Source organism: Halorubrum shenae (assembly GCF_051194165.1).
GTDB lineage: Archaea > Halobacteriota > Halobacteria > Halobacteriales > Haloferacaceae > Halorubrum.
Genome location: NZ_JBLZNI010000008.1, coordinates 47,350 through 59,689, shown reverse-complemented (window position 1 = coordinate 59,689; position 12,340 = coordinate 47,350). Strand labels below are relative to the sequence as shown.

14 protein-coding genes are annotated in these 12,340 nt (G+C 68.7%); 6 read left to right on the top strand and 8 right to left on the bottom strand.

From position 1 onward, the window contains the following. Window positions 1-4 precede the first annotated feature (4 nt). The 3 genes from ACNS88_RS11070 to ACNS88_RS11060 form a co-directional block, all read right to left on the bottom strand. Window positions 5-505 carry a DUF8060 family membrane protein gene (locus ACNS88_RS11070; protein ID WP_435097274.1) on the bottom strand — a complete coding sequence of 167 codons (501 nt, stop codon included), beginning with the start codon at window positions 503-505 and terminating at the stop codon, window positions 5-7. Continuing rightward, entirely contained in the window at window positions 502-1,533 is a 1,032-nt protein-coding gene (locus ACNS88_RS11065; RefSeq protein ID WP_435097271.1) for a DUF7490 domain-containing protein, read from the bottom strand. The genes ACNS88_RS11070 and ACNS88_RS11065 overlap by 4 nt, the downstream gene beginning before the upstream one ends. Before the next feature lie 80 nt (window positions 1,534-1,613). Continuing rightward, window positions 1,614-2,144, bottom strand: a complete 531-nt coding sequence (locus ACNS88_RS11060; protein WP_435097268.1) for a DUF5817 domain-containing protein — start codon at window positions 2,142-2,144, stop codon at window positions 1,614-1,616. A gap of 138 nt (window positions 2,145-2,282) precedes the next feature. Here ACNS88_RS11060 and trxA point away from each other — a divergent pair, with 138 nt between their 5' ends. Genes trxA through ACNS88_RS11045 form a run of 3 tightly spaced genes read left to right on the top strand, consistent with a single transcriptional unit; the run spans window position 2,283 to window position 4,382 of the window. Then, window positions 2,283-2,624 carry a thioredoxin gene (gene trxA / locus ACNS88_RS11055; RefSeq protein WP_435097265.1) on the top strand — a complete coding sequence of 114 codons (342 nt, stop codon included), beginning with the start codon at window positions 2,283-2,285 and terminating at the stop codon, window positions 2,622-2,624. Further along, window positions 2,625-3,764 (top strand): aminotransferase class V-fold PLP-dependent enzyme, encoded by a 1,140-nt coding sequence (locus tag ACNS88_RS11050; RefSeq protein ID WP_435097262.1) that lies wholly within the window; start codon window positions 2,625-2,627, stop codon window positions 3,762-3,764. It abuts the gene before it with no gap. 45 nt (window positions 3,765-3,809) lie between these two features. Next, entirely contained in the window at window positions 3,810-4,382 is a 573-nt protein-coding gene (locus ACNS88_RS11045; protein WP_435097259.1) for a class I SAM-dependent methyltransferase, read from the top strand. A 30-nt stretch (window positions 4,383-4,412) separates the two neighbouring features. Here the strand turns inward: ACNS88_RS11045 and ACNS88_RS11040 are convergent, their stop codons facing one another. From ACNS88_RS11040 to ACNS88_RS11025, 4 genes are all read right to left on the bottom strand, one after another. Continuing rightward, a complete protein-coding gene (locus ACNS88_RS11040; RefSeq protein ID WP_435097256.1) occupies window positions 4,413-4,820 on the bottom strand; it encodes a PIN domain-containing protein in 408 nt (135 codons plus the stop codon). Continuing rightward, window positions 4,817-5,047 carry an antitoxin VapB family protein gene (locus tag ACNS88_RS11035; RefSeq protein WP_435097253.1) on the bottom strand — a complete coding sequence of 77 codons (231 nt, stop codon included), beginning with the start codon at window positions 5,045-5,047 and terminating at the stop codon, window positions 4,817-4,819. Before ACNS88_RS11035 ends, ACNS88_RS11040 begins: the two co-directional genes overlap by 4 nt. Before the next feature lie 62 nt (window positions 5,048-5,109). Then, window positions 5,110-5,991: a homoserine kinase gene (locus tag ACNS88_RS11030; RefSeq protein WP_435097250.1), complete on the bottom strand. Its 882-nt coding sequence runs from the start codon at window positions 5,989-5,991 to the stop codon at window positions 5,110-5,112. A gap of 182 nt (window positions 5,992-6,173) precedes the next feature. Further along, on the bottom strand, window positions 6,174-6,425 hold the full coding sequence (locus tag ACNS88_RS11025) for a DUF8006 family protein (RefSeq protein ID WP_435097247.1): 252 nt from the start codon (window positions 6,423-6,425) through the stop codon (window positions 6,174-6,176). 182 nt (window positions 6,426-6,607) lie between these two features. Between ACNS88_RS11025 and ACNS88_RS11020 the strand changes: the two genes are divergently transcribed. The 3 genes from ACNS88_RS11020 (at window position 6,608) to ACNS88_RS11010 (ending at window position 11,197) form a co-directional block, all read left to right on the top strand. Continuing rightward, window positions 6,608-7,882: a TIGR00341 family protein gene (locus tag ACNS88_RS11020; RefSeq protein ID WP_435097535.1), complete on the top strand. Its 1,275-nt coding sequence runs from the start codon at window positions 6,608-6,610 to the stop codon at window positions 7,880-7,882. Window positions 7,883-8,082: 200 nt separating this feature from the next. Beyond that, window positions 8,083-10,350: a formate/nitrite transporter family protein gene (locus ACNS88_RS11015; protein ID WP_435097244.1), complete on the top strand. Its 2,268-nt coding sequence runs from the start codon at window positions 8,083-8,085 to the stop codon at window positions 10,348-10,350. A gap of 91 nt (window positions 10,351-10,441) precedes the next feature. Next, complete coding sequence (locus tag ACNS88_RS11010; RefSeq protein WP_435097241.1) at window positions 10,442-11,197, top strand: SIMPL domain-containing protein; 756 nt, start codon at window positions 10,442-10,444, stop codon at window positions 11,195-11,197. A 29-nt stretch (window positions 11,198-11,226) separates the two neighbouring features. Here ACNS88_RS11010 and ACNS88_RS11005 read toward each other — a convergent pair whose 3' ends face one another. Then, window positions 11,227-12,213: an NOG1 family protein gene (locus tag ACNS88_RS11005; protein WP_435097237.1), complete on the bottom strand. Its 987-nt coding sequence runs from the start codon at window positions 12,211-12,213 to the stop codon at window positions 11,227-11,229. Window positions 12,214-12,340: the final 127 nt, after the last annotated feature.

Genomic DNA, 12,340 nt, shown 5'->3' with positions numbered 1-12,340 from the left:
ACCGCTACTCGCCCGCTTCGCCGTCGCTCCGCTCGCTCCGGCGGATCCGGTAGAGCTGGTGGGCGACGCCGGCGAGCGCGACGAGCAGCACCGCGAGGTTGAACGCCGCGAGGGCGATCGGCTGGTACGCCGGGTCGAGCCACGTCCGGATGGCCCGGCCGGCCTGACTGTAGAAGCCCCAGCCGGCGATCAGCGCGAGTAGGATCAGCGCCGCCAGCCCGATCCGATCGATGAGCCCGCGGAGAGCGTCGGTCGAGAGCCGACCGAACCGACCGTCGCTCCCGTTCGTGTCTCTCCCGGCGTCGCTCGCGGGGTCGGTCGTGCGCGGTGCGTGGTTCGTCTCGGTCGCGTCGTCGGTGTCGGTGGCGATATCGGTCATGGGTCCGGTGGGTGTGTCTGGGGTGTCGTCGGGGCTGTCAGGGTCGTCTGGAGCAGCGACGTCTGGGTCGCGGTTCGAGTCAACGCGGTCGTCGCCGGTGTCGCCGCGGTCGCGCTCGTCGGTCATTGTCGCCTCCGCGCGACGAGGGCCGCGGCGACGAGCGCGATGAGCGCGACGAGGGGACCGAAGCCGGGGGTTCCGTCCCCGCTGGTCCCGCGGTCGCTGCCGTCCGCGCCTCGGTCTGGCGCACGGTCAGCGCCGTCCGCCTCGTCGCTACCGCCGCCCCGGCTGAAGTCCTCAACGGCGAACTGCACCTCTTCGACGGACTCGTCCGCGCTGATCGTCTCGCGAGGATCCAGGTTGGCGACGCCCTGTGTCTCGTCGATGAGCACGTCGTCGCTCCACAGCGCGGCGTCGACGTAGTAGTTGTAGTTCGCGGGCACCTCGACGGTCGTCGTCACGGTGTCGGTCCGACCGGCCCGGACCTCGTCGACGGTCTCGCTCGCCTCGTCGGCGATCACGTTCGACTCCGCTTGCCGGACGAGGACGCGGAGGTCCAGCGGCTCCGAAGCGGCGTCGCCGCGGTTCGTCACCGAGATCGACACCGACAGCGTCGCGGTCTCGTTGTCGGCCTCCCGCACGCTGACCGCGACGGTCGGCCAGACGTTGCTCTCGGTGAAGCCGACGCGCGAGTCGGCGTAGTCGGGAGTGAGCGCCGCGACGCCGCCGACGCGGGTCGTCTGGCTCGCGCGCCGCTCGCCGTCGGCGAAGACGACTGTCTCGATCCGGTAGCCGCCGGCGCGCTCCACGTTGACGGAGCCGTTTATCGTCCGCTCGCCGCCGCCGTCGACCTCGCCGACGTCGACCGTCGTCTCGTCGACGAGCAGCCCCGAGTCGGCGCCGATCGCGCGGTGGCGGACCGTGACGTTCTCGACGGCCGACCCGTGGTGTCGGAGGTCGACTCCGAGCCGGAGGCCTGCGGTCTCGCCGCGCACCTCACCCGGCGAGACGACCGTGTCGACGATGCGTACGTCGCCGGGACGCTCGTCTGTCTCACGCGGGTCGACGATTGCGTCCGGCGCGGCGACGGCGCCGACCGCGCCCGCGAGAAGGAGCGCGGCGGCGGCCGCCAGGAGGGCAGTTCGGATGTCCATACGCGTCACGTCTGAACGGCAACATAAGTGCTTTGTCAGAGACGGGAAGCGCAGACCGTGTCGCGAGGCTACCGACCCGGTCAGAGCACCCGGTACCGGCCGCCGGATTCGGAGAGGTCCCCGCGGCGCGCGAGCCGCGTCAGGATCTCTCTGGCCGTCTCGGGGGGAACGCCACGGTCGCTGGCGTGGGCCACGACATTCTCTTCGGTCGGCTCGTCGACGGCCGCCACCGCGTCGCGGACGAGTTCGGTCCGGCTCCGGGAGTTCGACCCGCCGCCCTCGGCGCGGGCGCCCGCTTCATCGACCGCGTCGGCGTCGATCCCGGACGCTTCGAGGTACTCGCGGTCGTCGATCCCCGACTCGTCGACGGCGCGTTCGAGCTCCGAGACGTGGTCGATCTCGGCGAACGCCGCGCTCTCGTCGCGCTTCTTCGCGAGCAGCGCGGCCCGGGCCTCGCGGGCCGCGTCGCGGTCCTCCGACTCGAAGAAGCGTTTGAGCTTCGCCGTCTGATGCGTCTTCCCGCAGCGGGGACACCCTGCGCTGTCGCTCGTCCGGGGATCCGTGAGCAGCCACATCGCCGCGCACTCGTTGCAGCCGACGACCGCGTACATGTCGCGGGGTTCGGCGGGGTCGGATTTGAACCCTCGGACCCGCGCCGCCGGAGCGATCGACGTGCGGCCCGGCCGGATGTATGGTATTGTGAGTTCTATCCAAAACCATTATCCGAGTGGAGCGAGTACGATGAGGTGATGAGTTCAACCGACGCCGTTCCGACGGAGCCGATCCAGCTGACCGACGCTACCGAGTTTGACGACTACGTCGCGGGCCACGACGTGGTCCTCGTCGACTTCTACGCGGACTGGTGTGGCCCGTGTCAGATGATGGAGCCGGCCGTCGAGGCGGTCGCGAACGACACCGACGCCGCCGTCCTGAAGGTCGATGTCGACCAGCACCAGGCGCTCGCCGGCGAGTACGGCGTGCAGGGTATCCCGACGCTGCTCGTGTTCGCCGGCGGCGAGCTCGCGGAGCGGATGGTCGGCGCGCAGATGGAAGCGGCGCTTACCGACGCGGTCGAGGAGCACACCGCCTGAATGACCGTCTCCGAGGCCGACTACGGGATGACCCCGCGAGAACTGCGCGCGGACGTGCCCGCGCTCGGTGAGGCCGCGTACTTCAACTTCGGGGCGCACGGGCCGAGCCCCGAGTACGTCGTCGAGGCGGCCTCCGAGTACCTCGCCGACCACGAGTACGGCTCGGCGACGACGGACCCGTACAGTCGCGCCTTCGGGACGTACGAGACGGTGCGAGAACGCGTCGCCGAGTTCGTCGGCGCCGAGCCCGACGAGATCGCTCTGACCGAGAGTACGACTGACGGAATCAACCGGATCGCGGGCGCGATCGACTGGGAGCCGGGCGACGTGGTCGTCCGGACCGACGTAGAACACCCCGCCGGCGTCCTCCCGTGGAAGCGGCTCGAACGCGAGGGCGTCGAGGTTCGCGTCGTCGAGACCGAAGACGGCCGGATCGACCGCGAGGCGTACGCGGAGGCCGTGGCAGACGCGCGACTGGTCTGTTTCAGCGCGATCACGTGGACCCACGGGACGCGACTCCCGGTCGCCGACCTCGTTGAGATCGCGGACGAGGCGGGCGCGTTCACGCTCGTCGACGCCGTCCAGTCGCCCGGGCAGGTCGCGATGGACGTGTCTGAGTGGGGCGCCGACGCGGTGGCGGCGGCCGGCCACAAGTGGGTGCTCGGCCCGTGGGGGGCCGGGTTCCTCTACGTTGACCGCGAGGCCGCGGCCGAGCTGGCGCCGCACGCGGTCGGCTACCGGAGCGTCGAAGACCCGAACGCCGACGAGATCGAGTTCAAACCGGGTGCGAAGCGCTTCGAGGTCGGATCGACGACGCCGGCCGCCCACGTCGGGTTAGTCGAGGCGCTCGACGTGATCGATGCGGTCGGAATCCCGACGATCGAAGACCGGATCGCGTCGCTCACGGATCGGTTCAAGGACGGCGTCCCCGAGGGCCGCCTCCTGAGCCCCCGCGAGTACGAATCCGGTCTCGTCACGATCGACGTTGACGACCCCGAGGCGACCGTCGACCGACTCGCCGACGAGGGGATCGTCGTCCGCTCGCTACCGCACCCGGACGGGGTCCGAGCGTCGATACACGCCGTCTCCACCGAATCGGAAATCGACCGGCTGGTCGACGCCCTCGCCGCCGAGTGGTGAGCGTTCGATCGGACGCGTTTTAGTGGTTCGTACACAAGACCGCGTATGGGATTTCACACGTTCGACGCCGAGAAGGCCGAACAACTGGAGCGTCCCGAGGTCCGGTTCCGCTGGGTCTCCGCCGAGGAGATCATCGGCGCGCTGACGGCCGAGCGCGACGACCGCGCGGCGGCGGCCGTCGCCGACCTCGGGAGCGGCACCGGCTTCTACACCGACGATATCGCGTCGCACGTCGAGACCGTCTACGGCGTCGACGTGCAGGCCGAGATGCACGCGTTCTACCGCGAGAAGGGCGTCCCCGAGAACGTCGACCTCGTCGAGAGCGACGTGGCGGCGCTCCCGTTCGACGATGGCGAGCTCGACGCCGCGTTCTCGACCATGACGTACCACGAGTTCGCGAGCGACGACGCCCTCGGGGAGCTGGCCCGCGTGATCCGCACTGGGGGCCGGCTCGCGCTCTTCGACTGGTCGGCCGCGGGCGACGGCGAGCACGGCCCGCCGGCCGACGAGCGGTTCGACGCGAGCGACGCGGTCGCGGCGCTGGAGGCGGCGGGCTTCGAGGTTGTCTCCGCGTCCGAGCGCACCGAGACGTTCGCCGTCGTCGCCCGCGCGCCGTAGGCGCCTTATAAACTGTTTGCGGCGGTGTGTTTATCGATAACTTTCGTGGACGACTCCCGGAATGTTCTCGAAGTGGTTGTCGCCGGCGAGAACCGGCTCGTCACGTTCCATCGCCGTCGCAGCGATCGCCGCATCGCTTTTTCCGATCCCCGGTCCCTCACCGTCGTCTGTGTCGGCCATGCGCTCCCCGAGTAGCCGCCCAGCACGTCGCGAGATACTCGGTGTCATATCCACCAGCGGGTATGAGTCGAGTACGGATTCCACCTTCTGTCGCTCCTCGTGGGTCTTCGCCACTTTTCCGACGCCGATGTAGAGCTCCAGAACGGTCATCGAAGGGAGGACGAGCGGGACGCCTGCGGCCTCGAGTTCTCGTTCCTTCGTGAGCGCCAAATCGACGCCATCGATGACATCCAAAACGAAGCTCGTATCGACGATCATTCGAATCTGTCCGCGATTTCGCGGACTTCCTCGCGGTCGCTCTGGTCCGCGGTCTCGATTGCGTCTCGCATCTCGCTCACCTGATCCTCGTCGAAGACCTCTCGGAGATCTCGAAGTGATCGGTCACCGATGAGCCGCGAAACGGCGTCGCTAAACGACTCGTCGTCGCGTTTGTTCGCCTTGATTCGTTCGTACACATCATCTTTCAAGCGAACCTGATGTGACATTCTTGTTGACAGCGTTGACGCTCAGCGGGAATCAATATTTGGGTGTGTACGCTGTCATCGTCTCACTCCTCAAGCACCGTCGCTCCCTGCCCGATCCGGCTCTGGTAGGCGCGGGCGTCGATGCCCGCGTCGGAAAAGGCGTCGAGCATCGCGGCGGCGACCCCCCGTCGCTGCCCGTCGCGGCAGACGGCGAGGATCGCGGGACCGGCGCCGCTGACGGTGACCCCGGCCGCGCCGGCGTCGAAGGCGGCGTCACACACCTCGTCGTACCCGCTGATCAGCCGCGCGCGCTCGGGGGTGACGACGGGGTCGCTCATGCCGGCGCCCACGAGGTCGGGGTCCGAGCGACACATCCCGACCGCGAGGGTGGCGGCGTTGCCGACCGTCTCGACGAGGTCGTCCATCGAGGCCGTCTCGGGGACGACCCGGCGCGCGTCCCGGGTCGAGACGGCGATGTCGGGGAGACAGACGACGAGGGGGATCGAGGCGTCGACGGCGTGTGTCCCCTCGCTCGTCGTCACCGTGAACCCGCCGAGGATCGAGGGGGCGACGTTGTCCGAGTGCGCGACGCCCGAGACGACGGCCTCGCCCTCCGCGGCGATCGGGACCAGCTCCGAGCGGGAGAGCCCGCGGTCGTACAGCCGATTGAGCGCGACGGCGGCGCCGGCGGCGCTGGCCGCCGAGGAGCCGAGCCCGGACGCCGGGCGGACGCCCTTGTCGATGTGGATCCGCGCGGGCGCGTCGAGCGCTTCGACGACGGCGCCGACCGTGTTCTTCTCGGGGTCCTCGGGGATGTACTGCGCCCCGACGCCGGTGACTTCGATCGTCGTCTCCGCCGCCTTTTCGACGGTGACGACGTCCGCCGGACGCGTGAGGGCCGCCCCGAACACGTCGAACCCGCTACCGAGGTTCGCGCTCGTGGCGGGTGCCCGTACCGTGACCATGGCGGTGAGTGTCGCCCGGGGTGCAAAAAGAGGCGGGATCGAACAACGGCGCGGCGAGGCGGAACGATGAGATGGCGAGACGGAACGGCGGCGCTCTCGAAGAGCGCAGAAGACGAAACGGAAACGCAGAACGCAGAAGACCGGAGATTCGGGGACGACTAGTGGTTCGGGGGCGACTCGCGTCAGTTACCGGCCATCGTCCACAGCAGCGCGCCGATCAGGATCAGCGGAATGCCCGCGAGGACGTACGTCTTCGGCATCGTCGTGTACGGGGCGACCAGGAAGATCGTCCCGAAGCCGGCGACGACGGACGCGACCAGCTTTTGGGACTTCAGGGGCACGGTTGCCAGTAGCGAGACGGCGAACCCGAGCAGTATGACGTGCCCGAGGTGGTAGTCGAGCAGGAACGTGTCGATGAACAGCGGCGAGAGCATTCTTGTCTGGACGTGCGAGGGATTCGCGCATTAAAGTTCCGTTTCGCGCGGAGGAGACGGGAGTCTCGCCCCCGGACCGACCGGTTCGACCGCTCGACTGCCTCGCCCCGGCTGCCGCCTGCGGCCACCGCCTCTTATAAGTCCCGCCGGCGAGACGACCGATCGTGCGACTCGTTCAGGTCATGATCCCGGCCGGGAAGCGCGCGGCGGTGGTTCGCGCGCTCGACGACGAAAGCGTGGACTACGTCGTCACCGACGAGACGAGCGGCCGCGAGTACACCGCGGTCGCGATGTTCCCGCTTCCGACCGCCGCCGTGGAGCCCGTGCTCGACCGGCTCCGGGAGGCGGGGATCGACGAGAGCACCTACACCGTCATCGTCGCGGCCGAGACGGTCATCTCCCGCCGGTTCGAGGCGCTCGAAGAGGAGTACGAAGAGGAGTCCGAGCGCGGAGGAAACCGGATCTCACGTGAAGAGCTACAGGCGAAGGCCGACGGTCTCGCCTCCGGGCTCCACACGTACGTGTTGATGACCGTCATGTCGGCGGTGATCGCGACCGCCGGCCTCCTGCTCGACTCGCCGGCGACCGTGGTGGGATCGATGGTGATCGCCCCCCTGATCGGCCCCGCGATGTCGGCCGCGGTCGGGACCGTCGTCGACGACGAGGAGATGTTCCGACGCGGCGTGCAGATGCAGGTAATCGGGGTCGCCGTCGCGATCGCCGCCGCGACGCTGTTCGCGTTCGCGGTCCGGACCCTCGCGCTGGTGCCGCCCGGGATCGACCCGCTCGCGCTCGCCGAGGTCTCCGAGCGGCTGGCCCCGAACGTCCTGGTGCTCGTCGTGGCGGTCGGCGCCGGCGTCGCCGGGATCGTCTCGCTGATGACCGGCGTCTCCGCGGCGTTGGTCGGCGTGATGATCGCGGTGGCGCTCATCCCGCCAGCGGCCGCCGTCGGCATCGGGATTGCGTTTCAGATCCCGCGGCTCGTGATCGGCGCGGGCGTGATCGTCGCGGTGAACGTCCTCTCGATCAACCTCTCCGCGCTGGTCGTGCTCTGGTACGAGGGGTACCGGCCCCAGCGGTGGTTCCGCGAGGACGACGCGCGCGCGGCCCTCGTGAAGCGCGCCGTGATCCTCTTGGCCGCCATCGCCGTGCTCTCGTTGTTCCTCGGCGGCGTCACCTACGATTCGTACGTCGCCTCGACGACCGAGGACGACATCCGAAACGCCGTCAGCGACGAGCTGGACGCGATGGGTTACGGGATGGAGCTGATCGAACTCGAGGTCAAGCGCGGTGGGACGATACCGCCTCGCGACACCGAACGCGTGGTGGTCACCGTCGGAGCGCCCCCAAGTACCGGTGCGGAAGGGGTTGCTCAGTCCCTCGACCGCCGGATCGAGATGGCGATCGGCGAGGACGTGGAGGTCGAGGTACGGCTCGTGACGGTCAGCCACGCCTGACTGACGGTCGAACGGGCCGGACCGCAACCGAACCCGTCTCCGCACTCGACGCGGAGCCACGTCCGGACGATTCCGCTCTCGCCACTGATAAACATGAAAAGATGCTGTGCCTATTCCACCAGAAATTCAGTATCAGCGGTTTTTCCGGCGCATGACGGAAGCAGAAGTACTTTTTAACGCGGCCTCGGTGGCATAGCACAGTGACCGACTCAACGCGATCCGACGACGACTCGATGCGCGAGGTCGTCGAGCGTTCCCGCAGCGGCGCCCCGGCGGTCGGCGAGGCCGTTCGAGACCGCTTCTCGTCGGACGAGGTGTTCCAGCGGATCATCGCCGCTGCGGACGAGGAGGTGACCTCGGGCGGGCGCGAGCTCTTCTTCAGCGGGGTCGCCGCGGGGCTGGCGATCACGATCACCTTCATGCTGTACGCTTCGCTGACGGCAGCGACAGACTCCCATCCGATCTTGAGTGTCCTCCTCTATCCGCTCGGCTTTATCTACATCATCATCGGCGGCTACCAGCTCTACACCGAGAACACGCTGCCGCCGGTCGCGCTCACCTTGGAACGGCTCGCGAGCCTCCCCACGCTCCTCCGCCACTGGACCATCGTGCTCGCGGGCAACTTCGTCGGCGGTGGGATCGGCGCGCTCGTGCTCTCGTACGGCGGCGTCTTTACCGGTGACACCGTCGACGCGGCGCGGTACATCTCCGAGGGCGGCTTCGCCGTCGACTTCGTCCCGCTGTTCTTCAAGGCCGCGATGGCGGGGCTGATCGTCGCCGGCGTCGTCTGGGTCGGCTTCGCGTCCACCGACTCCGTGAGCCGGATGCTCGTCGTCTACCTCGCGTTCCTCGCGATCCCGCTCGGCGACCTGTTCCACGTGGTCGTCTCCTTCACCGAGGTCCTCTACCTGTTCTTCGAGTACAACATCCCGCTGTACGGCGCGGAAATAAGCCTTTACTCCGGGATCGTCGGCTTCGTGATCCCCGTGTTGCTCGGGAACACCATCGGCGGGATCGTCTTGGTCACGCTGGTGAACTACTTCCAGACCAGCGAGGAGCGCTTGGAGGAGGCGCGCTTCGAAGGGATGACCCGCCGACTCACGGTGCCGGAGTGGGTGCTCGGTCGCGCCGCCGGGCGCTCGTACGTCCCGATCTTGGACGCCACGGAGGCGACGCTGTTCGCCAACGAGGGCCACCGGATCATGGTCCCCATCACGAATCCGCGGACTGACGGCCCGATCGTCGAACTCGCGAGCCAGATCGCGAGCGACCACGAGGACGGGCTCGTCCACATCGTCCACGTCGTACAGGCGCCGGAGCGAATGTCGCTGTCGGCGGGCGCCGGCCGGATCGCTGACGTCTCCGAAGAGGGGATGTCCGGACTCCGCGAGACCGCGGCGGAGTACGACGTCGACGTCTCCACCTCCACGGTCGTTTCGCACCGCTCCTTCGAGGAGGTGTTCAACATGGCCCGCCGGACCCGTCCCGACGCGGTGTTGCTGGGGTGGGGCGAAGACCAGCTGTGGAACGCCGCGCGCGCGGAGCGGCCGATCGACGAGCTGACCAACCAGCTCCCCTGTGACTTCCTCATCTTAAACGAGAACGATCTCGACACCTCGCGGGTCCTGCTTCCGACCTCCGGCGGCCCGGACTCCCGGCTGGGCGCGGAGGTCGCGAGCGTGCTCTCCCGGACCGCGGGCGCCGAGGTAAATCTGCTCCACGTCGTCGACGGGCCCGAGAACCGCGCCGACGGCGAGGGATTCCTCGCCACGTGGGCGACGGAGAACGGGCTCCCCGACGCCGAGCGGATAATCGATGACAGCGGCGACGTTGAGCGAGCTATCGCCCGAGAGGCCGCGGACAACACCCTCATCATCATCGGCGCGACGGAGAAGGGGTTGCTCTCGCGGCTCGTCTCGAACTCCCTCCACCTCGACGTGATCCACGACGTCGACTGCTCGGTGCTGCTCGCCGAGCGCCCGAGCAGTCGCTCGCTCCGGGATCGGCTATTCGGCCCGGGACGACGCGTGTCCGGACCGCCAGACGGCGGCGTCGAGCGGGACCCGGACGCGTCGACCGGGGCGGAGATCGGCGCCGGCAGCGAGCGGGACCACGACGGAGCGGATGACGCCGGCAACGACGACGACGGTGCCGAGAACAGCGACGGCGACGACGACGACGCTGCCGATACCGGTGACGACGACGCTGCCGATACCGGTGACGACGACGCTGCCGAGAACGGCGACGGTGACGGCGACGACGACACTACCGGGGGCGACGAAGCCGCAGACCGGACGGTGATCGCGGACCACGACGACGCCGACGAAGAAGACGAGACGGACGATCTCCCGCCGGAGTCGGCGGTGATCACGGATCACGACGACTCCGCGGAGGGTGAAGACGACGAGACGGCGGAAGACGTGGTCACCGACGACGCGACGGATACAGACGAGTCCGGCTCCGCCTGATCGCGGCCGTCGGAGCGGCCGCGCCAGATAGCGCAAACGGCTCTTTGTCCTTTCGGCGACTTATTTGACGGTTCCCGACAACCGGTCGGGTATGAACCGGAAACTTGCGACCGCCGTCGGTGTCGCGCTGCTCGTCGCGCTCGCGGGCTGTTCGGGGCTCGTCGGCTCGACCGGAAATGGCGGCGTCGACGCTGGCGACGAATCGGCGCTCGAGAGGAACATCGAGGTGACCGCGGACGGCGAGGCCACCGCCGAGCCGGATCGTGCGACCATCCGCGTCGCAGTGACCGCGACCGGCAACGACTCGGCAGCGGTCCGCGACGAGCTCTCCGCGAGCGACGAGGCGGTCCGCGCGGCGCTCACCGACTGGGGGCTCGACGAGGACGACATCCGGACCGACCGGTACGACGTGCGAGAGTCCTACGAGACGCGTGAGAACCCCGACCAGACGCGGTACCAAGGGATTCACCGCTACGCGATCGCGCTCGACGACGTGGACGCGGTCGGCGAGGTCATCGACGTCGCCGTCGATGCCGGCGCCAACGAGGTCCAGCGGATCGAGTTCGGGCTGAGCGAAGAGCGCGAGCGCGAGGTCCGCGAGACCGCCATCGAGAACGCGATGGCGAACGCCGAGGCCGACGCCACCGTCCTCGCGAACTCCAGCGGGCTGGAGCTGGCCGGGGCCTACAGCGTCTCGACCGCGAACGGGGGCGTGACGCCGTACCGAGTGTCCGACGCCGCCATGGCGGCCGAAGGCGGCGCGGACGGCGCCGCCACCGGCATCGAGACCGGCGACGTGAGCGTGCGCGTCAGCGTCAATGTCGTCTACGCCGCCGAGCAGACCTGACGCGGCGGTCGCTACTTATAAAAAGCCGCTCACTCCTCGCCGTCGCGCGTCGGGAGGTCGGGTTCGAACGCGGCCGCGCCGACGGCCATGTCGAGTACGTCCTCGACGTTCTCGTCTTCGGTGACGCTCATCGTCGCGTCCACGGACTCCGCTTTAACCGCCTCGAAGCGGTCGTGTTTGTTCGCCACGGTGAGGAACGGGACGGCCTCGCCGAACAGCTCGCGGACCTCCTCGCGGAGTTCGAGCTGCACGTCGAGGGGGTACCCGCAGTCGCCGGAGGGGTCGAGCACGAACACGACGACGTCCGCGAGGTGTTCGAGCGCGCTGACCGCCTGCCGCTCGATGTCGTTGCGCTCGTCTTCCGGGCGGTCGAGCAGTCCGGGCGTATCGACGATCTGGTACCGGACGTGGTCGCGCTCGAAGTGCCCGATCTGGACGCCTTTCGTGGTGAACGGATACTCCGCGATCTGGTTTGAGGCGCGGGTGACCCGGTTGACGAACGACGACTTGCCGACGTTGGGGTACCCCGCGATCACGATGGCGGGCTCGTCGGGCCGGATGTCCGGGAGCACCTTCAGCTGGTCCCGCGAGTCGCCGATATACCGCAGGTCGTCTTCGATCTGGTCCATCACGTCGGCCATGCGCGCGAACGCCTGTTTCCGGTGTTTCCGCGCGGTGTCGACGTCCGAGTTGCGGACCTTCGTCGTGTACTCGTCGCGGAGGTCCTCGATCTGCCGGCTGGCCCACATCACCTGCGAGAGGGCCTGCCGGAGCCGGTCGACGTCGACGATGGCGTCGGCCAGCTCGTAGTAGAACGGTTCCACGTCGAAGCCGAAGTCGGGCCACGACACCACGACGTTCTCCAAGTTGTCCGAGAGCACGTTGCCGGCCGTCCGCAGCATCGACTCCTGCGCCTCGTGCCCGTGTTTGGCGCGCCCCGCGCGCGCCGCCCGCGAGAACGCCTTGTCGACGAGCTCCTCCGAGCGGGGAGTCGTCGGGAGGCCCTCAAATATCATGTTGCCCAGACTTGACCGCCGACCCGTATAAGACCGTCCGTTCGGTGACTCCCGCGACACGGCGGCACACGGCCGGAATCGCGTCGGATCTCGGGGCATCTCCGGAGGGCGTCGCCGCCCTGCCCCA

Excerpts from the sequence above, each read along its gene's own strand:
- ACNS88_RS11030 (WP_435097250.1), bottom strand. The coding sequence starts at position 5,991 with ATGGTCACGGTACGGGCACCCGCCACGAGCGCGAACCTCGGTAGCGGG.
- ACNS88_RS11060 (WP_435097268.1), bottom strand. The coding sequence starts at position 2,144 with ATGTACGCGGTCGTCGGCTGCAACGAGTGCGCGGCGATGTGGCTGCTC.
- trxA (WP_435097265.1), top strand. The coding sequence starts at position 2,283 with ATGAGTTCAACCGACGCCGTTCCGACGGAGCCGATCCAGCTGACCGAC.
- ACNS88_RS11035 (WP_435097253.1), bottom strand. The coding sequence starts at position 5,047 with ATGTCACATCAGGTTCGCTTGAAAGATGATGTGTACGAACGAATCAAG.
- ACNS88_RS11010 (WP_435097241.1), top strand. The coding sequence starts at position 10,442 with ATGAACCGGAAACTTGCGACCGCCGTCGGTGTCGCGCTGCTCGTCGCG.
- ACNS88_RS11005 (WP_435097237.1), bottom strand. The coding sequence starts at position 12,213 with ATGATATTTGAGGGCCTCCCGACGACTCCCCGCTCGGAGGAGCTCGTC.
- ACNS88_RS11020 (WP_435097535.1), top strand. The coding sequence starts at position 6,608 with ATGATCCCGGCCGGGAAGCGCGCGGCGGTGGTTCGCGCGCTCGACGAC.
- ACNS88_RS11025 (WP_435097247.1), bottom strand. The coding sequence starts at position 6,425 with ATGCTCTCGCCGCTGTTCATCGACACGTTCCTGCTCGACTACCACCTC.
- ACNS88_RS11045 (WP_435097259.1), top strand. The coding sequence starts at position 3,810 with ATGGGATTTCACACGTTCGACGCCGAGAAGGCCGAACAACTGGAGCGT.
- ACNS88_RS11070 (WP_435097274.1), bottom strand. The coding sequence starts at position 505 with ATGACCGACGAGCGCGACCGCGGCGACACCGGCGACGACCGCGTTGAC.
- ACNS88_RS11040 (WP_435097256.1), bottom strand. The coding sequence starts at position 4,820 with ATGATCGTCGATACGAGCTTCGTTTTGGATGTCATCGATGGCGTCGAT.
- ACNS88_RS11065 (WP_435097271.1), bottom strand. The coding sequence starts at position 1,533 with ATGGACATCCGAACTGCCCTCCTGGCGGCCGCCGCCGCGCTCCTTCTC.
- ACNS88_RS11050 (WP_435097262.1), top strand. The coding sequence starts at position 2,625 with ATGACCGTCTCCGAGGCCGACTACGGGATGACCCCGCGAGAACTGCGC.